The organism is Flammeovirga sp. EKP202, from assembly GCF_014534745.1.
Taxonomy (GTDB): Bacteria; Bacteroidota; Bacteroidia; order Cytophagales; family Flammeovirgaceae; genus Flammeovirga.
This window is the reverse complement of record NZ_JACVVP010000045.1, coordinates 23,751-44,695: the sequence shown is the minus strand read 5'-3', so window position 1 is coordinate 44,695 and position 20,945 is coordinate 23,751. Positions and strand designations below refer to the sequence as shown.

The following is a 20,945-nucleotide window of genomic DNA, read 5'->3' as shown; positions in this document are numbered from 1 at the left end:
TTATTCCTGTTTCTTTTTTCTACAAATGGTATGTTGCTCTTTCCAACAATCTGGTTTCCATGTCCATTTTTTAACTGATTGAAAAAGATCGTGTTATAACTGATGGTCTCTTCTTTTTCGATACCACTTAAAAAGATATACTTTTGAGCTTTTTGAATTTCTCCAATTCTTATGTTGTACAGTGCATAACGTGAACATTAAACTGTGGTCAGCGGGTGTGTCAACAGATGACTGAAGTTTCAGCGATTGTTAGAGGTTACTTATATATTTTGTAACCAATTAATCCAATGATTAATTTCCAATTTCAGCTTTGCATCCTGTTTAAACTTTTCAACGTTTCCACTGTAAGATTGGAAAAATAATTCTAAAGTTTTAGCTAAAAAAGATATTGTATATAATAGAGGTGTTCCATTTATTAAAGATTTTGCATCCTCTTGAGTCAATTCTGAAACCTGCATAAAAGCATAAGATTGAGAATGAGAATAATTTGATAAGAATTTATATAAATAATCTACTCTCTTTTTATTAATACCAATATTAGTTGTCTTAGTACTAAAATCTCCGAGTAAATCCCAGTTCCATTCTTTTTCTAAATATTTACTTTTTTGTTTATCTGAAAAGTTATTGAAAAAAGAATTTGATTTAATTCTAATATTCAAATCTTCAATAAGATTTTTTTCTAAATCTAACTTTTTATCCTTAAGCCCCTTGTATTCTGAGATTTTTTGTCTTTCCACGAAAGCATGACGTTTCCATAATAGATATCTTAGTTCTCTCTCATCTTCAGTTAGGTTAGTATCCAGCAAATAAAACATGTTTACATACGATTCAAATAATGCCCTAATTAATATAAAGCTACTATTGATATCATAGATGGAATATTTATATGATAAATTATCTTGAGATTTAATAGGTGATATGATATTTAAAATAGAAATACAACTTATAGTATTTTTCTTTAAAAACGAAAATGCAAGAATATCATAATCAGATACCTTAGATTGGCTTAATGCAATTTGATCAATTATATAAACACTCTTGTTAATTAAATATTTTAGTCTTTCTATCATTTCATTCTACCAAATAACCTCTAACGTGATGACTAAACTTGTGAGCAGTTGCGTCAACCCTGTTTGAAGTTTAGTTGCTGTAACACTCTGTTTAAATTTACTTCTTGTTAAATAGTTCTTCCAATTTATTTCTCAAAATCTCTTTTCCTAATAGTTTTGTTTCATATTGACTAACTACAGTTGGAGAGGTACTTCGATTTAATGAGATTTCTACTATACTTTCATCTTTGCTTTTACATAAGATTATTCCAACACTTGGATTTTCATGATCCTTTTTGACATATTTATCTAAGGCTCCTAAATAAAAATCCATTTTACCCATATATTCTGGTTTAAAATCTCCTATTTTTAATTCAATTGCAACAAGGCAATGTAATTCCCTATGATAGAATAATAAATCTATTTTGTAATCTTGATTTCCTACCTGTAATTTGAATTCTTCATCGATAAATAGAAAATCTTTGCCAAACTCAAGTATAAAACTTTTTAAATTCTTCAAGATTTCTTTTTGAAAGGAATATTCAGAATATTGATCTTTTAAGTCTAGAAATTCGAATATGTAACTGTCTTTAATATGTTGATTTAAATCAGGGTAAACTTCTCTCGCCACTGGTGAGATATTTTCTTTAGATAACATTGACCGTTCATATAAACTACTTTCTAATTGTCTTTGTAGTTCTCGTTTAGAATACTTTTCTTCTTGAGTAATTTTAAGATAAAACTCTGTTTCTTCTATTGATTTGCATTGCGAAATAATAAGTAAATTATTTGACCAACTAATTTCTCTCACCAGCGGTGAGAGTTTTTGTTTATCCAAGTAATGTTCATAAAATTGCTTCATTCTCCATAAGTTTTGAGAAGAAAAGCCCTTATTGTTATGAATAGATTTAGAGATATATAGTGATAGTTGTTTTACTACATTTGTTCCCCAATTGTCAAGTGTACATTTTTTTGAAATATATTCACCAAGGTTCCAATATAGTTCTATCAAATCTTTATTTACACTTCTTATTGCTTTATCTTTTGAGACTTTAATTAACTTAAGAAACTCTTCGAATGATCGTGATTCATTATTTTTGTCTGACATAAAGCAAAGTTAAAAATTTAATGCTACTTTTTTTTTGGTTAAGATAAATACAGTGTAACGGTTAATATATGAATCGCAGCCTGACGATAGGCGGCTATGATTTTATATATACTATTAGGTGTATTTTTCTTAACTTTCTTCTGCAATATAATTCAACTCTAATTCTGAATTATATACAACATTTAATACATAATTTGTAAGATGGCCAGTGCCGATTGTAAAATCGTAGGTGAAGAAACTTTCATTATAGCCAAAATTGATTTGTGCCCTGTAGCAATTCAATTTATTTAGAATCGATGTAATCTTTTCTTTTTCACTAATTGTTTTGTCAATCATTAAAATATTATAATCTTCATCAGTCATTCCTTCAAGAAAATGCAAAATGTATTTATGTGTTTCGCCCTTGCGGGCAAAATCCTGATAAACATTTTTTTGAACTGTTTTGATACGAGACTCAAGTTCGTTTAGGTGTCTTTTTGTTAGCGTAAAATCGGATTCACTATTACCAACTTCATCGATATAGAGAACCAATTCTATTGTTGATGAATCAATTTCAACTTCCTTAATATATTCATCATATTGAGCCAATTTAATAGAACCAAAAAATCTAAGTTCTTTTGAGTTTTCATATTCATTGGTCGTAACTTTCTTCATCATTGCTTTTTCAGTTTTAGATTTTTTTTGAGAACACCCCACAATCAGTAATATTCCAATTAAAATTTGAAGCGGTTTTTGCGTCATATATGATTTAAGTTTGTAAAGTTGCTTTTTGACTTTTTTGAGGTTATTATTTCAGCATTAGCTGGATCAAATTACACCTAACATCAAATAAACACCACCTTCACTTTATCCCAATAATTTGACAATGGCATCTACCCATAATAAAAACCTCCTTTACACCACTACACCAAGTCTTTAGCAAAAATTCAAAGTAAGTTCGCTTGCTGTTTTAGTTTTTGTAAGAGGTGCTTGAATTTAAATAATTTATGAATAACATAAAATAAAACGGATTCAAAATTTGTATTTCGTTTTCCATTCGTGAGCAAATTTAATTTTCTTTTAAGAGAGTGGAAACCTTGATATTATCGCTTCATTTTTAAAAAGTTATACTCTTTTGAAACATTAAGGCTGTCTCAACCGAAACAGCCTTAATGTTTATAATTATTTCTCCTTCATCACCAGTTTATACAAACAGGGTATGACAATCAAATTCAATAGGGTTGCTGAAAGTAATCCTCCAAGAATTACTACCGCCATTGGGCTTTGAATTTCATTCCCTGATTCATCGCCTTTCAAGGCAAGTGGAACCAAGGCCAAACCTGTAGTAAAGGCAGTCATTAGAATTGGATTCAAACGGTCTATTGCACCTTGCTTTAACAGCTTTAATCCTTTCATGCCTTCTTTTTTCAAATCCTTGTATCGGGAGACCAACAGTATTCCATTTCGGGTGGCAATACCAAACAGACTAATAAATCCAATGGTAGCAGCGATGCTGATGATCCCTGAGGTGAAGTACACAATCATAATTCCTCCCATCAAAGCTAAAGGCAGGTTGATCAATACCACAAAGGCTAACTTCAAGTCTTTAAACTCAAAGTACAGCAACAATAAAATGATAAGGATAGCTGCAATAGCTGCGACTAGCAATAATTGAGAGGCTTTGGCTTCGCTTTCAAACTGACCATCGTATTGAACGTGATAACCTTCTGGTATCTCAATTTCGGAATTAACGACCTGTTTGATATCGTTGACTACACCCAACAAATCACGTCCTGAAACATTGGCCGCTACCACAATCTTACGCTGTACATTTTCCCTGCTTATTCGGTTAGGGCTACTTTCCGAAAGGACATCGGCTAGTTGATTTAAGGGCAACTTGCTTCCGTTGGGAAGACTGATCAATGCTGAATGAATGGCTTCAATTGAGTTTCGGGCATCTTTCTCAAACCTTACAACCAAGTCAAAGTACTTTTGACCTTCGTAAATCTCACCTGCCTTTTCACCGGCAAAGGCAATATCTACTTGCGTCATCAATGCTTCCACCGTCATACCGTATGCTGCTAATTTCTGCCTGTCCGGTACTATACGGAGTTGCGGAACTTCAATTTGCTGATCTACGGCTACATCTGCAATTCCTTCAATATTTTTGATATTGTTTTCGATGCTTTTCCCTAATTGGAACAAGCGTTGCAAATCATCTCCGAATATCTTTATAGCGATATTAGCACGGGTACCTGAAAGCATGTGGTCGATTCGGTGTGCAATAGGTTGACCGAGGGTAATGTTTACGCCAGGTACAACGCTTAATTGGGTACGTACTTCTTCAAAAAATTCCTCTTTCGATTTTCCATCCAACGTAAAAGGCACATCTATCTCCGCTGCATTTACCCCTTGGGCGTGTTCGTCCAACTCGGCACGTCCGGTTCTACGGGTTACAAAATCTACTTCTGGCATTTCCAATAAAAGCTTTTCAATCATTTGCCCACTTTTATTGCTTTCTTCTAATGACATGCCTGGAATACCCACTGCACTGATCACGAGTGAACCTTCGTTAAACTCCGGTAAGAAACTCCTCCCTAATCCTGAGAGGAATATCAAACTTATTAGGAATGCACCCACGGTTACACCGATAACCATTTTGGGAAATTGAAGCACTCGATCTAAAACAGCATGATAGATTTTCTGTAATCCTCTTTCCATTTTAGTCCCTTCTGCTTGTTTTTTCAAGGATTTTTCATTCTTGAGTAAATATGAACAGAGGACTGGGGTGAGTGTAGTCGCTACTAACAATGACATTAATACCGAAGTAATAAAGGCAATTCCCAAAGGTTTTAATAGCCTTCCTTCCATACCGCTTAAGAAGAACAACGGTACAAAAGAAACGATGATGATTAAGGTGGCAATAATGATGGAATTCCTAATTTCTATAGAAGATTCTTTTACTATTGTAAGAAAAGGTAAGCGCTCCTCTTTGGGTTTTCGGATGTTTTCTCTCAACCACCTCAAGCAATTCTCCACATCAATGATTGCATCATCAACCAATGCACCAATGGCAATGGCCAATCCACCTAAACTCATGGTATTGATGGTATAGCCCAATAGATTTAGTACGATAATGGAAGCCAAAAGAGAAACGGGGATAGCCAACAAAGAAATTATCGTTGTTCGCCAATTCATTAAGAAAATAAACAAGACAATCATGACAAAAAACACTCCTTCCAACAGGGTTTGCTGAAGGTTGTTGATGGAGGCTTCTATAAAGTTAGATTGTCGGAATATATGGTTTTCTATTTGTACTCCTTTTGGTAAGCTACTCTTTAATTCAGCGACAACATCATCCAGTTTTTCTGTAAGTTTCAATGTATTTACCCCAGGCTGTTTGGAAATAGTCATGACCACTGCCGGTTCGCCATTCAAAGAGCCATCGCCAATTTTATCAGAAGCCCCAATTTGAACAGTAGCCACATCTTTGATCTTAATGGTTTGACCATTCACTTGTTTTAAGACGGCTTCTTCCAATTGACCTACTGAATAAGCACGTCCGTTTCCTTTGATGATGTATTGGTTCCCATACTGGTTCATTACCCCACCGGGAGCATTTACATTACTAGCCTTTACTTTTTCTAACAGTTCTTCCAGACCTACATTATAGTGCTTTAACTTTTCAGGGTTAGCCATAACTTGATACTGTTTGAACTCACCTCCAATGACGATCACATTTGCAATACCGCCAATAGATTTAATGCGAGGACTAATGGTCCAGTCAGCCAGTGTTCGTATTTCTATTGGAGATAAACTATCAGAGCGAACAGCCAGCAACATGACCTCTCCCATAATGGAAGATATAGGGGCCATAGTTGGTATTCCTACACCTTCGGGTAATTTCTCCTGAACCATAGGGATGCGTTCACTTACAATCTGCCTTGCTCTGTAGATGTCGGTTCCCCATTCAAATTCTACCCATACGATAGAGATTCCTGCTGCAGAAGAAGAGCGGATTCTTCGCACATTGGGCGAGCCGTTCATTGCAGTTTCTAACTGGTAGCTAACCAGCTTTTCTACTTCTTCTGATTCCATTCCGTGCGCTTCAGTCAAAATGGTAACCGTAGGCGCTGTTAAATCGGGAAATACATCCACGTTCATATTTCGGGCAATGAAAAAGCCCGAAACACTCAACAAGACTGCTCCCATAAGTACCAGAAAACGGTTTTGCAGCGAAACAGTTAATATTTTATTCAACATAACTTTTCGATTAATGATTAATGGGCATGGCCATGTGCAGGTGCATTACCTGACATCGAAGCCATTTTCACCTGAAATGCACCTGTAGTGACAACCACTTCTCCTTCTTTCAATCCACTCAAAACCTCCACTTCACTACCATTACGTTTTCCAATAGTGATGTTTCGCATTTCAAAACTCTCTCCGGAGAGTTGCACTACTACAGTGTATTGACCATAATCTTCTAGTAAAGCTGATTCAGGAATAACTAGCCCGGTTCCGTTACTTCCAATAGCCACATCCACTTTGGTAAATGCTCCTTCCGGCATTTCAATTCCTTCGTTGATTTGCGCAAACACTTTTAGTAAGGGCTGCTTGGCATTAACCGCTTTACTGCTAGAAAGAATTGCTCCGTTTTGCGTTTTCAAATCAGACCATTGATTTTCTGAAGGTTGATACCAGATATTTTGTATCTCCTTCACCTGATTGAAATAACGGGTGCTTAAATCAATTTCCAATACACTGCTATTGCTACTTGTAATTACCAGTAATTCATCTCCCTGATTTACAAAGTCTCCGTTGCGTGTGTGAATAGATTTAATAAAACCATCAAAAGGAGCTACCACCTGTTTACTGCCACCGGTGTATCCTGCAGCAAGTGTTTCGTATTCCACTTTTGCTACAAGATATTTACTTTCAACCTTTTCAAATTCAGATTTGGCAATCACTTTAGATTCGTACAAATCCTTTTTGCGTTCATATTCTGATTTGGTTTGTGTAAAGGTCGCTTTGGTCTTTTCGTATTCGGCCTTCAGGTTATTGTCAGTCAGGTTAGCACTTTGTATGCGTAGTAGTACCTGTCCTTTTTTCACCCTGCTTCCTTCTGTAAGACTCTTTTTCTTATAAGACACCTGTCCGTTAGTGGTAGCTACCAGATTTTGGTAATCAGATGGTGCTACGTTCCATTTGCCAGAAGTATGCACCACATCGAAAATCTCTTTGCGGTATACCGGTTTGGTTTGAAATTCCATTTTCCAAGCCTGTTCTTTTAGGAAGGTAATGGAACCATCGTCACCCTCTTCACCACTAAGTTCCCCGATCGCTTCCTCTACATTAGCATAAACCTTTATATCTTTTAAGATAATTCGTTCTGTAAGTTTTGGTGTTTTGATATCAAAAACCAATAGAAAATTACCTGCCTTATTCGGTTGCAACGTTGGGGAGAAAATCCCCGGAGAAGAAGGGGCATCTACGGTTTGTCTTATTCCTTTTTTACCTTGAATTAGGCTTACAGTTACGCTTCCCTCGGTAACGGATTTGTGCTTGTCTAATACGGTAAAATGGGCCGCAAAACGACTTTGTTTTCCAACTACCAGTACTGGAAACTCCACAAACAATTCTATATTATCGGTCCACACCGTATAGTCTACCCTTGGAACTTCATTACTTGAAGTAACGTGGTTGCCTTCTGCATCATGGGCGTGAACAGCATCTTTTGAATGGGAGCAGGCTGATAAAATCAAACTTGTTACCATTAAAATATAGTACTTCATAATATTCAATCTTTTGATTAGTGATTATGAGTATGTTGTTGGTCATTGTCGTCATGTGAGTGCCCCTCATGCTCTTCATGTCCCTTGTGTTCTTGATTCATTACCGAATCAGTCACAATAAATTCTTCCTGACTGTGGTGCTCATCATGTTCGTGACCGTGGTCGCCATGATCATGTTCTCCATGATCGTGTCCATGTTCATCTGAATGTTCATGACCGTGTCCGTTTTCTTTGTTTGATCCTTGACCTCCGCAAGCCATTAATGAAAAGATAAGAGCTGCGATGATGATATATGATGATTTCATTTTTTTCTAATTTTTTACAATTGATGTTTTAATAATTCAGATTTACGCTGTTGTAGTTGAGCTTCCATTTGTAGCATGGTATCGTATGCCTGATTGTAGAAGTTCAGCTCGATGTAATACTCCATGAATGAAAGCTCTCCGTTTTCATAAGCTTTAAGGAGCAGTACATCACTACTCAAAGCAGAGAGTGTGTTTTGATACTCTGTATATTTGAGCAACAACAATTCATATTCATTGTATTGTTTTTCAAACTCTACTTGAATGATTGCAGTAGCAGATTGGGTATTTACCGTCTGGTATTGCAAGTTGGATTGGGCTGACTTCACTTTGTTTTTATTGTTCCAAAGCGGAATCGAAATACCTGCATAAATACCAGAATAGTTTTCCCCCTTAAACCCTTGATAATTGTACCCCAAACTCAAATCCGGTAGGGATTGGTTTTTGGCAAGGCTTAAGGTTTGCTGTGCTAAAACCTCCTGTTGCTGTACTTGTTGCAGCTTCGGATCTTTAGCCAGCTTTTCCTGCCACAAATTGTCTTTGCCGACAATGATCGCATCAGTAGCGTAACCTGATAGGTTCCAATTCACGTCAATATTTCCATTGAGGTTTTTAAGGGAAAGAAGAAGGTTTTGCCTGTCAGATTCGATGTCTTGCACTTTAAATTGTTGTTGCATCCAGGCAATCTTTGCTTTGTTAAATTCCAAAGCACTCTTTTCCTCTTTCTTAAAAAGTTCCTCTGCTTGTTCATATACTTTTTTGGAACGGGCCAAACGGTCTTGCTCTACGCTCTTTTGTTTGTCAAGGTAGATGAGTTCCAAACACTGGTTTTGAGCTTGGACAAGTATCTCTTGTCTTCTCTCCTCGTATTGGAATTGCAAGGTTTGTTGTTTCCCATCAATCAGCTTGTTTCGAGCTCCATATACGGTAGGAAATTCTAACGTTTGGCTTACTTGAAACTCCGAATAACTTCCTGTACTATGTTGACCAAATGGAAGATAATAGGTTTCTACTTGAGGGTCAGGTAAGTTATTATTCGACTTGAGTTCAAGCTTTTTACTGTCTATATATTTTAAATAAGCTTGAAGCTCTTTATTGTTGTATTCCACACTTTGCAATATGCCGTCTATACCATTGGATTGTGCAAATACACCAAAGGATAGCAAGCATCCGCATAGTACGAATACTAATTTCTTTTGCATGAAATGTGATTTATAGATTAATCAAATTAAAATGGGCAAACACACTTGTTCGCCTAGATGGAGTGATCCATCAGTGATGATTAAACTATAGAGGGAGGTCCACGGAGGGGTGTGGCCGAAAACAAGCGCTGCTCGTACGGCGGTGGGAAATAGAAAGGAGTTGGCTCTTTCTCTAAAATTTCATTTGCCAGATGTAAGACAAATGAGGGTATTACTGAATAATATACGTTGAGTTTCGGTAATGAAACTTTATCCTCGGTGGGGGAGTTGGTGAGGTGATCATTGACTTCATAAGTATGATACCCTTCTTCCAACATATGTCCTAATGTGTGGAAAAAACCAATATCATCGCTTTCTTCGTGGTCTAGGTCATGACTGTGAGAATGATCATGCGAGTGATGGTGGTGGTCGGTATCCGCAAATAAAGCGACATGGTCAACATCTGAATCTATATGAATATGCGGAACCACATTGTGTAGTAATACCATTGAGTAAATGGCAAACAATAGGTATCCATATATTTTTTTTGATAGATTCACTGTTTTGTAAAAATAATAATTGTTTTATGAAAGATGGCGAAAACTAATTCTGATTTTGTGCGCTGGTTAGTTTAAAACGCAATTAACGCTAAATACATTATAAACTAAATAATCGTCATTTTTCAATTTACATTTCAATAAGCTTTTATGATCTTCTTTCAAGTTTCTTTCTTCTTCATTTTTCCATTGATGAAAAACGAAGCAAAAAATCTAGGCTGTGAAGTCAAAAGCTAAATTTCATTCCTCTTGCCTAAATGATTTTAAACTCGCTAAAGCTCAAACAAGAAAATCATTTTTAACGGCTCAATACATGAAATTTTTAACGCTTTTCCCTTCAATGCCAAGGATTCCACTACCAAACGAATAGGGTAGGAATTCCACTGGCGCGAATGTTAAGCGTAAGCGACATTCGTGTCCTATTAATCAACAGAAATCTCCTGATTTCTAAAACCCAAAAAAAATTCGAAAACTTAGTTTACAGTGTACTAAACACCATATGTCAAATTATTTATTATAACCCTTCTTAAACTAACAAACAAAATTTAAAGTATTTCGCTTATTATTTTAGTTTTATAAAGGAAGTCCGAATTTAACTAAACAATGTACAACATAAAATAAAACGAATAAAAATTTGTGTTTTGTTATGAATTCGTCATCAAATGCCATCTTCTATTAAGGGATTAAAATTTAGCTTTTATGTTCATTGCTTAGCTTTTTTATCAACGGAAAAATTGAAGAAGAAGGAAACTTGAAGAGCGAAATCATATGGTCAATTTTACCGTAAGTAAAAAAAATCCACTATTACTATGAATATCCCATAGCAATAGCGGATCATTTATCTTAAAAAAGAAACAGACTATTTGATAATCTTATTTCCTAAAGGTAATACTACTTTACCAGCCAACTCATTGATGATAGCGGCTGCCATCATGTACCATGCCGCCATAGCACAAATAATCAAATCAATAGCTGCAATTGGTTTGAATGCTTCAGAAACAAAGTGCTCTAAAACTAAGAATAAAAATCCTAAAAGAAGCGTACCGAAAGTAAACGCCATTGCCGTATGAATTCTTAAAGAAGCGATAAACATGATCAATGTATAAAGCATCCAAGCTAATAAGAAGAATCCTACATCAGAATGCGAAGATTCATAAATACCGTAGTGGTTACAAAGCCAGATGATACAAAGGCCCATCCAGAATGCACCGTATGAAACGAATGCTGAAAAACCGAAGCTGTTCCCCATTTTTTGCTCTTGGAAACCGGCAATAAATTGTGCCAATCCACCAAAAATGATACCCATAGCCATAACAGGACCTAAGCCTACCCAGCCTAAGTTATGGAATTGTAATAATAATGTCGTTAAACCAAAGCCAGCTAAACCTACAACAGCAGGATTCCCGTTTTTCATTTTTTGATTAGTTTGATTGATAGATAATTGTTTTACAGAGGAAAAACCTCCTTTTTTTGCAGTCGCAAAAGTACTAATATATAGATCGATCATTCGTTAATGAGTGGTAATCCAGTAGGTTAAGGATATAATAATTATCAATTCGGATCTCTCATTTATCGAAGAGTTATAGTGTTTTTGGTTCCTAAAAAAATATTTTCAAAAAAAAGAAGAATGAATACGTCAAATAAATGATAGATGTCTAAAAGGTAGCTTTTCACTACTTTAAACACTACGTCATTACTACTCACCTATTGCCTTTCATGTTTTGGGTTGTATAAATTATGATAACAAACAAAAAGCATGAAATGAAAAGACACTTACTAATACTCTTATTATTAATACTTCAGACGAATATTTTCGCTCAAGTACAAGTGAGAGATACTACGCTTTTATGGCAACATTATGATTACACTTTAGATGAATATTACAGTATAACCTCTTTTTCTACTTCTGAAATTGTGGAAAGAAAGTTCAAGGGTATTGTGATGGAAAATGAGCTCGTAAAATTGACTGTAGTACCTGAATTTGGTGCGAGAGTAGTATCGTTTATTTATAAACCTACAGGTCATGAACAACTTTACACCAATGAGTTGGGAGTTCCTTATTTGATAGGGGATAATATTTTTTATCATGATTGGTTGATGCAATATGCAGGGGTTTTTCCTACTTTCCCAGAACCTGAGCATGGCAAATATTGGTGCGTTCCTTGGAATACGGAAGAACCACAACTTTTGGAAGATGGTGTGAAATTATCCATGTGGATGAAAGACGATAGGTCTAATCCTCAACGTCCTCCACAATACAATAACGGCATCACCAATGTAACTTGTCATTTTGATGTAGTTTTGAGAGAAGGAGCATCCAACTTTGAGATCAATGTACGATTAGAAAATGTTGCAGTAGAAAAGAATTTGGAATATTGGACATGCGTCACATTTGCTCCTGGCTCAACTGTTGAAAACCCAAGAACTTCTTTCAATTCAGAGATGATTGTTCCTATTGATCAATATGAAGTGGGGTGGAGTCCGGCCAATTGGCTAATGGGTATGGATGAATTGGTTTCTAACGGACCTAGAGTGCAGAAATATAATAATTTGGCATTACTCAAAAACTGGAAAGAACAAGGGATTGCTTATGCTTATCCTAATTTTCAAAAGAATTTTTACGGCGTGATCAATCACGATAATGAGGAAGGGCTTTTTAGAATATCTAATGATCAGTCGGTTACTCCTGGCTTGAAATTTTGGGCTTGGGGCGAGCCTGGGGAAAATGTAGATATTGATAATTTTTATGATTACGAAAGACCTAATATTGAATTATGGTCAGGTCTGTCTCAACAGTTTTTTGAAGATTACACCATGCCTGCTCATCAAGTTTTAGAATGGACGGAGACGTATATGCCCTCAGTGGGGTTAAGTGCTGTTGATTTTATCAATCCTGATATAGCAATTGACATCAAACAAATGTCTTATAATAGACTTCAATATTCTACTTTCCAACCTGTTCAAAAAGGATATAAAGTACAATTAATAGTGATGGATGATGGTCATGAAGTTTACAAGAATACATCTACCCTTCAATCCTCTACCACCCAATCTATTTCAGAGGAGCTGATCTTTTCTGAATTAGATATACCTTCTGATACCTATGAAGGAAGCCTTTCGCTACTTTATAATGATGCTGTTTTATACGCTGAAAACTTTAACATAATCGTAGGAAACGAAGGAGATCCTTCTAAAGGAGATGGTGTTGTTAATAGTCTAGACAAGGAGTTTATTGTTCAGTTTAAAAATCAGAAAACAGGACAATTGGACTTGATTTTTAAGGAGAACACTCAAAAGTTCGTACAGGTCTTTGATTTAGAAGGAAGGGTTGTTTTTCAGCAGAATTCTCACCAAAAGGAGGTCCATATATCTTCTCTAACTAAAGGTATTTACATCGTCAATATTCAAGACAACAATCAAAATAGACTCACCAAGAAAGTGGGCATATTGTAAATTTTTTTAAGCTACTATTATGAAAGGATTACAAGGTAAAAGAGCATTAGTCACGGGAGGGGCACAAGGAATTGGAAGGGCATGTGTAGAAGCATTTCTTTCTTATGGATGTTCCGTTGTTATTTCGGATATAGAAGAAGAAACAGGGTTAGCTGCCGTGGAAGAGTTGAGCGCAAAAGGAGGAGAGGTCTATTTCATTCAAGGAGATATGTTGGATGAAAAGTTTTGTGAAGAGCAGGTCGCTTTTGCAATTGAAAAAATGGGAGGCTTGGATTTCTTAATCAATAATGCGTTTTCATTTATTGCAGCAGGAATAGACGCAAAGCGTAGTGAATGGCAACGTTCGTTGGAAGTGGGGCCTATTGGTTTTGCAAAGATGATCCAAGAGGTGAGTAAACTAATGCAACAACAAGGTAAAGGAGCTATTGTCAATATTTCTAGTATTTCGGCACATATAGCACAGCCAGGAAGATGGACATACAATGCAGCAAAAGGTGCCGTAAATCAATTAACAAAATGTGCAGCGTTGGATCTTGCACCTATGGGAATTAGAGTAAACTCGGTGAGCCCGGGGTGGATTTGGACAAGGGAAGTGATCAAGTCAGCTGGGTATGATCAAGAAAAATATGAACCTATCTGGGGGAAATTCCATATGATGAGAAGATGCGGAAAGCCAGAAGAAGTAGCGAGTGCGTGTATGTTTTTATGTAGTGATGAAGCAAGCTTTATTACGGGAACAGACCTGCCTGTAGATGGTGGTTACCTTGGTTTAGGAGGTGAAGGAATCGGAGAAGATGCAGAGTATGCAGGCAGTAATTAATAAAAATATAGAAACGTTGGAATGTATTTGGAACATTCCATCTACTCTTGGAGAAGGGCCACTTTGGGTGGAACACGAACAGGCGGTCTATTGGCTGGATATTGTAGAAAAGAAAGTACACCGTTATTCTACTTTTAATCAATCTAAAAAGTCATGGCAATTGAGTTTTGAGTTGACAAGTTTGGCATTTAGAGAGAAGGGAGGTTTTATCGGCACCGTTCGAGATGGCTTTGCTTTGGTTGATTTTGAAAACGATGATTATAAAATGATTCAGTCGTTGGAAGAACATCTTCCAGAAAATAGATTTAATGATGGGAAAGTGGATTCCAAAGGTAATTTCTGGGCAGGTTCAATGGATGAAAACGAAAAGAAAGAATCAGGAAGTTTATATCGGTTAGGAGCAGGTGGAAAAGTAGCACATTTAGATAGTGATTATATCATTACTAATGGCCCTGCATTTAGTCCAGATGGAAAAACGCTTTATCATAATGATACCATTAAAAGGTTGATTTATGCTTATGATATCGAAGAACAAGATATCAAAAATAAAAGAGTCTTATATCAATTCACCGATCCAGAAGGATACCCCGACGGACTTACTGTTGACGTTGAAGGTAATTTGTGGCAATGTTCTTTTGCGGGAGCAAGAATAACAAAATTTTCACCTCAAGGAGAGGTATTGGAGGTGTATGAAATGCCAGTACCTAATATTACTAGTTGCACTTTCGGAGGAGAAAATTTGGATACTTTATACATCACAACGGCAAGATATCTGATGACCGATGAAGACAAACAGGAATATCCTTTAGCAGGAAGCTTATTTTCTTTCAAACCTGGTGTAAAAGGACTTCCTACACCATTAGTTCAATATTAATAAACAAACAATACAATGAATGATTTAAAACAATATTTACCAGTAGATCAGTTTGAGGGAACATTAATAGGAAGAGTATGGATGGTGGGCATTGAAACAGGTCCAGCACCCGTATTGATTAAAAAAGAAGGTGTGTATAATTTGACAACATTAGCACCAACAACTTCAGATTTATTCAACCTTAATATTGATTTAAGTACAATAAATACCGCTTTGCTAGATAAGTTAGGGAGTTATGAAGAATTGATGGAAAATGCTCTTGAAGGTAGAAAGGATAAAACGCATTTTATTTCTCCTTTTGATATTCAAGCCATCAAGGCATGTGGAGTGACCTTTATGGTTTCAATGCTGGAAAGAGTAATTGAAGAAAGAGCTGGTGGTGACGCTTCGAAAGCGGATGAGCTAAGAGGAATGATCAATGATAAAATTGGAGGAGATGTTCGTGAGATTGTGCCAGGTTCGAAAGCTTCAGAAGATCTGAAAGAAGTATTGCAGGCAGAAGGAATGTGGTCACAATATATGGAAGTAGGAATTGGTCCTTACGCAGAAGTATTTACAAAGGCTCAACCGATGTCTTCTGTAGGTGTAGGAGCAGAAATTGGGATTTTGCCCATCTCAGAGTGGAATAACCCTGAACCGGAAATTGTATTGGCGGTCAATGGTAACGGAGAAGTGATCGGAGCCACGTTGGGCAATGATGTAAACCTTAGAGACATAGAAGGTAGAAGTGCGCTGTTGTTGGGGAAAGCAAAAGACAATAATGCGTCTTGTTCGATAGGCCCGTTCATTAGAATCTTCGATGAAACTTTTTCAATTGAAGATGTTCGTCAGGCAGAAGTGAGAGTGTTGGTACAAGGTAAAGAAGACGGATTTATTCTCGATGATAAGAGTGATATGACACAAATCAGTAGAGATGTTTTGGATTTGGTAGGACAAACCTTCAGTGACAATCACCAATACCCAGATGGCTTTGCTCTTTTCACAGGAACGCTATTCGCTCCCACTAAAGATAGAGGTGATAAAGGCAATGGTTTCACTCACAAAGTAGGTGATGTTGTTTCTATATCCTCAGCCAAATTGGGAATGTTGACCAATACAGTCAATCATACTGATAAAGCTCCTAGGTGGACTTTTGGTATCTCAGAATTGATGAAAAACCTGACCAAAAGAGGAGTATTGACAACGTAAGGAGACAATAAATAATGTGTAGCCGAACCACATGAATCACCTCCTTTACGAATTTAAATCAAACAAGATGAAAGTAGTAATCTCAGACTGCAATTTTGCAGGAGCCTTTGAAGAAGAAAAAAAAGTATGTGATAGAGCAGGATTCAACCTTGAGATCTATCAACATAAAGAAGAAGATAAAATAATAGAAGTAGCAAAAGACGCAGATGCACTTTTGGTACAGTACGGTATTTATTCAGATAGAATCCTTTCTCAGTTAAACAACGCTAAAGTGATAGTGAGGTATGGAATAGGGGTGGATAATATTGATTTAGAAGCAGCCAAAAAATATGGAATAGCAGTGTGTAATGTTCCAGATTATGGTATTGCAGAGGTGGCAGATCACGCCGCAGCATTAGCTGCTTCCTTAGGTCGACAGCTCCCATTTTGGCATCAGTCAATTGTCGATCATCAATGGCCTGCCGCTACTCCTACCGAACTAAAGTCGTTTTCAGATATGAATTTTGTGGCTCTCGGTGCTGGTAGAATAGGAAGAGAAACCATTAAGAGAATGCAGTCTTTTGGATTCAACTGTTTTGCTTATGATCCTTATGTCTCAAAAGATATTTTAGCAAGTATTGGTGTTCAAAAGGTAGAATTAGAGGATGCTATCGCGATGGCTGATATTCTTTCACTGCATTTACCGCACACACCTGAGACACATCATTTGATCAATTATGAAAGGTTGGTCAAAATGAAATCAACTGCTACATTGATTAATACCTCAAGAGGAGCACTGATCCATACAAAAGAGCTAGCGGAGGCATTGAATCAAGGAGAGATTGCTAACGCTGGAATTGATGTTTTTGAAACGGAACCAATGGAAACAGATCATCCATTGAGAACAGCAAAAAATATTTTAATGACACCTCATATTTCTTATTATAGTGAAGCAAGTGTAAGGAGATTACAACGCTATGCTGCCGAAGAGGTGGAGCGTACATTAAATGGGGAAGCACTACGATGCCAGGTGGTGTAGGGGTCGACCTACGTGTCGACCCGCCTCACGTTGGGTTGACCTATGTGTCAACCCGCAAAAAATATTCATATTTTAATAAAAAAAGAAATGACAAAAATGATTCAAAATCCCATCCTTAGAGGGTTCAATCCAGACCCAAGTATTCTAAGAAGAGGGGATGATTATTATATAGCAACATCAACGTTTGAGTGGTTTCCAGGATATCAGATTCACCATTCTAAAGATTTAGTGAATTGGGAATTGATCACGAGACCATTAGATAGAGCATCACAGTTAGACATGAGAGGTGTGCCTGATTCAGGTGGAGTTTGGGCGCCCTGTTTAAGTTACAATGAGCACAATCAGACTTATTATTTATTATACACTAATGTCTTGAGTTTTGATGGGGCAACATGGAAAGATACGCCTAACTATGTAGTGACATCAAAAGATATTATGGGACCATGGTCAGAGCCAGTGTATTTGAATTCAAGCGGGTTTGACTCATCTTTCTTCCATGATGATGACGGAAAAATATGGTTAGTCAATATGATTATGGATCACCGTAAGCGTAAGTTTTTCGGTGGAATTGTATTGCAGGAGTATTCAGAAGAAGAGCAGAAGTTGGTCGGTGATATTCACTATATCTTCCCAGGAACAGAACTAGGAGGAACAGAAGGACCACATATCTTTAAGAAAAATGGTTACTATTATTTATTGACCGCTGAAGGTGGAACAGAGTTTAATCACGCCATGACTTTAGCGAGATCAAAAAGCTTATTTGGTCCTTACGAAGTACACCCTCAGAATCCGATTATCACCTGTAAAGATACTCCTCAAAACTACTTACAAAGATCAGGTCATGGTCAGTTTGTAGAAACACAAAATGGAGAGTGGTACGGTGTCTTCTTAGTAGGAAGACCATTGACAGAAAGAGGAAGATGTATTACAGGTAGAGAGTCAGCCATTGAAAAGTTTGAATGGAGAGAGGACGATTGGCTGTATAAAGTGGGGGATAATAATGTGCCGAGAAAAGAAGTAGAAGCACCTCAACTTCCAGAATACAAACCAAAGCCTAAGGTAGAGAAAATCACTTTTGCTCCAGATCAGCCATTGGATATCCATCTTCATGCCTTAAGAGTCCCTATGACGGAAGATTGGATTACTCAAAATGATAGAGAAGGCTATTTGAGATTGTACGGCAGAGAATCGTTAAGCTCCGTTTTCAGACAATCATTAGTAGCTCATAGAGTACAGGAACATCATGTGATAGCGGAAACTTGTGTAGAATTTGATCCTGTTTCATTTCAGCAAATGGCCGGTTTGGTAGCGTATTACAATACATTCCATTACCACTACTTACACATAATGGGCAATGATGATGGCTCCAAAAAAGAATTGTATATCATCACTTGTGATAAGTATGATCAGCAAGAACCAATTGAACCCATTGATGTTTCAGACGCAGAAAAAGTGTGGATGAAAATGGATTACAATGGTGCTCAATTACAATTCTACTATGCCGTCAAAGAAGGAGAATGGCAGAAAGTAGGACCTGTTTTGGATGGGAGTATTCTATCAGATGAGTACGTAAGAGATGAAAATGTACGTTACAGAGCAGCATTTACAGGAGCGTTTGTAGGTGTTTGCTGTCAAGATCTATCAGGCAGAAGACAGCACGCCGATTTTGAATATTTCAGCTATAAAGAATTGACTCATGATTAAAGAAAAAACTATTTCGGGAAGCTCTTATATAGGAGGTGTATGGTTAAAGCCTACTGGAGAACTTTTCTCCTCTATCAATCCTGTCACTGATGAATCGATAGGAAGGTTTTATACTTCAGAGGATAAAGAAATTGAATTGGCAATGCACAAAGCACAAGATGCTTTTGAAACATATAGAAATCTAAGTGGTAAAGAAATCTCACAATTTTTATATGCAATTGCAGATGAAATTGAAGCTTTAGGAGATATACTATTGGAAGTAGGGCATAGAGAAAGTGGGTTAGGTATTCCAAGGTTAACCGGTGAAAGAGGAAGGACATGTGGACAAATCAGAGCCTTTGCGAGTATTGCTGAGGCAGGGCAATGGACACAGCCGAGCATTGATACGGCCATTCCAGATCGTCAGCCAGTACCAAAACCAGATATTAGGAGAATGATGCGACCAATTGGGCCTGTTGTGGTTTTTGGAGCGTCTAATTTCCCGTTTGCATTCGGTACTTTGGGAGGTGATACAGCCTCAGCATTGGCGGCAGGAAACCCTGTAGTAGTGAAAGGGCATCCTTCTCATCCTGAAACTTCAGAACTTTTTGCTCAGGCGGTTGAAACTGCGGCTTCCAAAACCGATATGCCTAAAGGTGTTTTCTCATTATTACAAGGTGTTGGAAATGATTTAGGAGCAAAATTGGTAAAACACCCTATCACTCAAGCAGTAGGTTTTACAGGATCTTTCAAAGGAGGGAAAGCTTTGATGGACATTGCCGCTTCCCGTCCTGATCCTATTCCAGTTTATGCTGAAATGGGAAGTATCAATCCTGTTTTTATAGGAAAAAAAGCATTAGATAATAAAAAAGAAGAATTGATTGCAGGGCTTTCAACTTCTGTTTGTTTAGGTGTAGGACAGTTTTGTACCAACCCCGGTTTGATTGTAACGACCATTGATGATGAATTTATCAAAGGTTTAGCCTCACAATTAAATGATAATAGCAGAGGAGTGATGTTGAATAAAGGTATTCTTTCTTCTTATTACCATGGACTTGTCCGTTTGAAAAACAATCCAAATGTGGAGTGGGTCAACGAGGCAGAATGGAATGAAAACGAGAAAACGCCACCCAATGCATTATTCAAAACTACTATAGATCATTTCATCAATGATAAATCACTCCACGAAGAAATTTTTGGTCCAGTGACATTGGTTGTTGAAGTGACTTGCGACAAGGATATGTTGCGTTTAGCAAAGCATTTAGAAGGACAATTAACCGCAACGATTCACTCCGATGGGGATGATGAATTGACATCAGAATTGATCAATATCTTAGAATTAAAAGTAGGTAGAATCATTTTCAACGGTTATCCAACAGGTGTTGATGTCAATCCGTCTATGCAACACGGAGGACCTTACCCAGCTTCTTCAATTGGTTGGGCTACAAGTGTTGGAGGTGAAGCCATAGTACGTTTTGCAAGGTTTGTTGCCTATCAAAATATACCAGACAAATTACTGCCAGATACACTTAAAAACGAAAATCCTTTACAGCTCTACAGAAAGCTTAACGGTGAATATTCAGATAAAGTAATTTAGATGATTCAGGTAGATTTAATGAGAATTAGAAAGACATGGCATTTTTGCTATGTCTTTTTTTGTGAGTCAATTATGATGCATCGTAAGCTACAAGGCATTGTGGATCCATTAAACGAAACCTATTTATTTTGCTTATTCTTTACATTGAAAGTTTAATCTCTGTAGAGCCGAAATGCTTTACATTTCACAAACCATATTTTCTTTTGTTCTAGTACTTAGAAAGCAATTCTTGTAAAGTTCCCTTCCCTCCACCGCTACGTACCACTTTCTAAAAACACCCATTTATTATCCATCGGAACGCATTGCAGCACCCAAAGTACTAACATTGTAAAAACAGCTTG

Annotated in this window: 16 protein-coding genes; 7 read left to right on the top strand and 9 right to left on the bottom strand. The window is 36.9% G+C overall.

Annotation, left to right across the window (positions count from 1 at the left end; translation table 11 throughout):
• Positions 1-260: 260 nt before the first annotated feature.
• From IC221_RS22115 to IC221_RS22075, 9 genes are all read right to left on the bottom strand, one after another.
• On the bottom strand, positions 261-1,070 hold the full coding sequence (locus tag IC221_RS22115) for a DUF5677 domain-containing protein (protein ID WP_188171039.1): 810 nt from the start codon (positions 1,068-1,070) through the stop codon (positions 261-263).
• A 97-nt stretch (positions 1,071-1,167) separates the two neighbouring features.
• On the bottom strand, positions 1,168-2,157 hold the full coding sequence (locus tag IC221_RS22110; RefSeq protein ID WP_188171038.1) for a YhcG family protein: 990 nt from the start codon (positions 2,155-2,157) through the stop codon (positions 1,168-1,170).
• A 129-nt stretch (positions 2,158-2,286) separates the two neighbouring features.
• Complete coding sequence (locus tag IC221_RS22105; protein ID WP_188171037.1) at positions 2,287-2,898, bottom strand: hypothetical protein; 612 nt, start codon at positions 2,896-2,898, stop codon at positions 2,287-2,289.
• A gap of 420 nt (positions 2,899-3,318) precedes the next feature.
• Positions 3,319-6,399 carry an efflux RND transporter permease subunit gene (locus IC221_RS22100; protein ID WP_188171036.1) on the bottom strand — a complete coding sequence of 1,027 codons (3,081 nt, stop codon included), beginning with the start codon at positions 6,397-6,399 and terminating at the stop codon, positions 3,319-3,321.
• A 17-nt stretch (positions 6,400-6,416) separates the two neighbouring features.
• Positions 6,417-7,796 (bottom strand): efflux RND transporter periplasmic adaptor subunit, encoded by a 1,380-nt coding sequence (locus tag IC221_RS22095; RefSeq protein WP_367397783.1) that lies wholly within the window; start codon positions 7,794-7,796, stop codon positions 6,417-6,419.
• 152 nt (positions 7,797-7,948) lie between these two features.
• Complete coding sequence (locus tag IC221_RS29610; protein WP_223241458.1) at positions 7,949-8,236, bottom strand: hypothetical protein; 288 nt, start codon at positions 8,234-8,236, stop codon at positions 7,949-7,951.
• Positions 8,237-8,250: 14 nt separating this feature from the next.
• Positions 8,251-9,435: a TolC family protein gene (locus IC221_RS22085; RefSeq protein ID WP_188171034.1), complete on the bottom strand. Its 1,185-nt coding sequence runs from the start codon at positions 9,433-9,435 to the stop codon at positions 8,251-8,253.
• Between the two features lie 80 nt (positions 9,436-9,515).
• Entirely contained in the window at positions 9,516-9,974 is a 459-nt protein-coding gene (locus tag IC221_RS22080; RefSeq protein ID WP_188171033.1) for a hypothetical protein, read from the bottom strand.
• Positions 9,975-10,830: 856 nt separating this feature from the next.
• On the bottom strand, positions 10,831-11,478 hold the full coding sequence (locus IC221_RS22075) for an acetate uptake transporter (RefSeq protein WP_223241457.1): 648 nt from the start codon (positions 11,476-11,478) through the stop codon (positions 10,831-10,833).
• A 254-nt stretch (positions 11,479-11,732) separates the two neighbouring features.
• On the opposite strand from IC221_RS22075, the gene IC221_RS22070 reads away from it, so the two are divergent.
• From IC221_RS22070 to IC221_RS22040, 7 genes are all read left to right on the top strand, one after another.
• Entirely contained in the window at positions 11,733-13,424 is a 1,692-nt protein-coding gene (locus tag IC221_RS22070) for a DUF5107 domain-containing protein (protein WP_188171032.1), read from the top strand.
• Positions 13,425-13,443: 19 nt separating this feature from the next.
• The gene (locus tag IC221_RS22065; RefSeq protein ID WP_188171031.1) at positions 13,444-14,244 is read left to right on the top strand and encodes an SDR family NAD(P)-dependent oxidoreductase; all 801 of its coding nucleotides are present in this window, start codon (positions 13,444-13,446) and stop codon (positions 14,242-14,244) included.
• Positions 14,228-15,118 (top strand): SMP-30/gluconolactonase/LRE family protein, encoded by an 891-nt coding sequence (locus IC221_RS22060; RefSeq protein WP_188171030.1) that lies wholly within the window; start codon positions 14,228-14,230, stop codon positions 15,116-15,118. Before IC221_RS22065 ends, IC221_RS22060 begins: the two co-directional genes overlap by 17 nt.
• A gap of 15 nt (positions 15,119-15,133) precedes the next feature.
• A complete protein-coding gene (locus IC221_RS22055) occupies positions 15,134-16,306 on the top strand; it encodes a fumarylacetoacetate hydrolase family protein (RefSeq protein ID WP_188171029.1) in 1,173 nt (390 codons plus the stop codon).
• 67 nt (positions 16,307-16,373) lie between these two features.
• On the top strand, positions 16,374-17,324 hold the full coding sequence (locus tag IC221_RS22050) for a C-terminal binding protein (protein WP_188171028.1): 951 nt from the start codon (positions 16,374-16,376) through the stop codon (positions 17,322-17,324).
• A gap of 87 nt (positions 17,325-17,411) precedes the next feature.
• A complete protein-coding gene (locus IC221_RS22045) occupies positions 17,412-19,028 on the top strand; it encodes a glycoside hydrolase family 43 protein (RefSeq protein WP_223241456.1) in 1,617 nt (538 codons plus the stop codon).
• Entirely contained in the window at positions 19,021-20,604 is a 1,584-nt protein-coding gene (locus IC221_RS22040) for an aldehyde dehydrogenase (NADP(+)) (RefSeq protein WP_188171027.1), read from the top strand. Before IC221_RS22045 ends, IC221_RS22040 begins: the two co-directional genes overlap by 8 nt.
• The last annotated feature ends 341 nt before the right edge of the window (positions 20,605-20,945 follow it).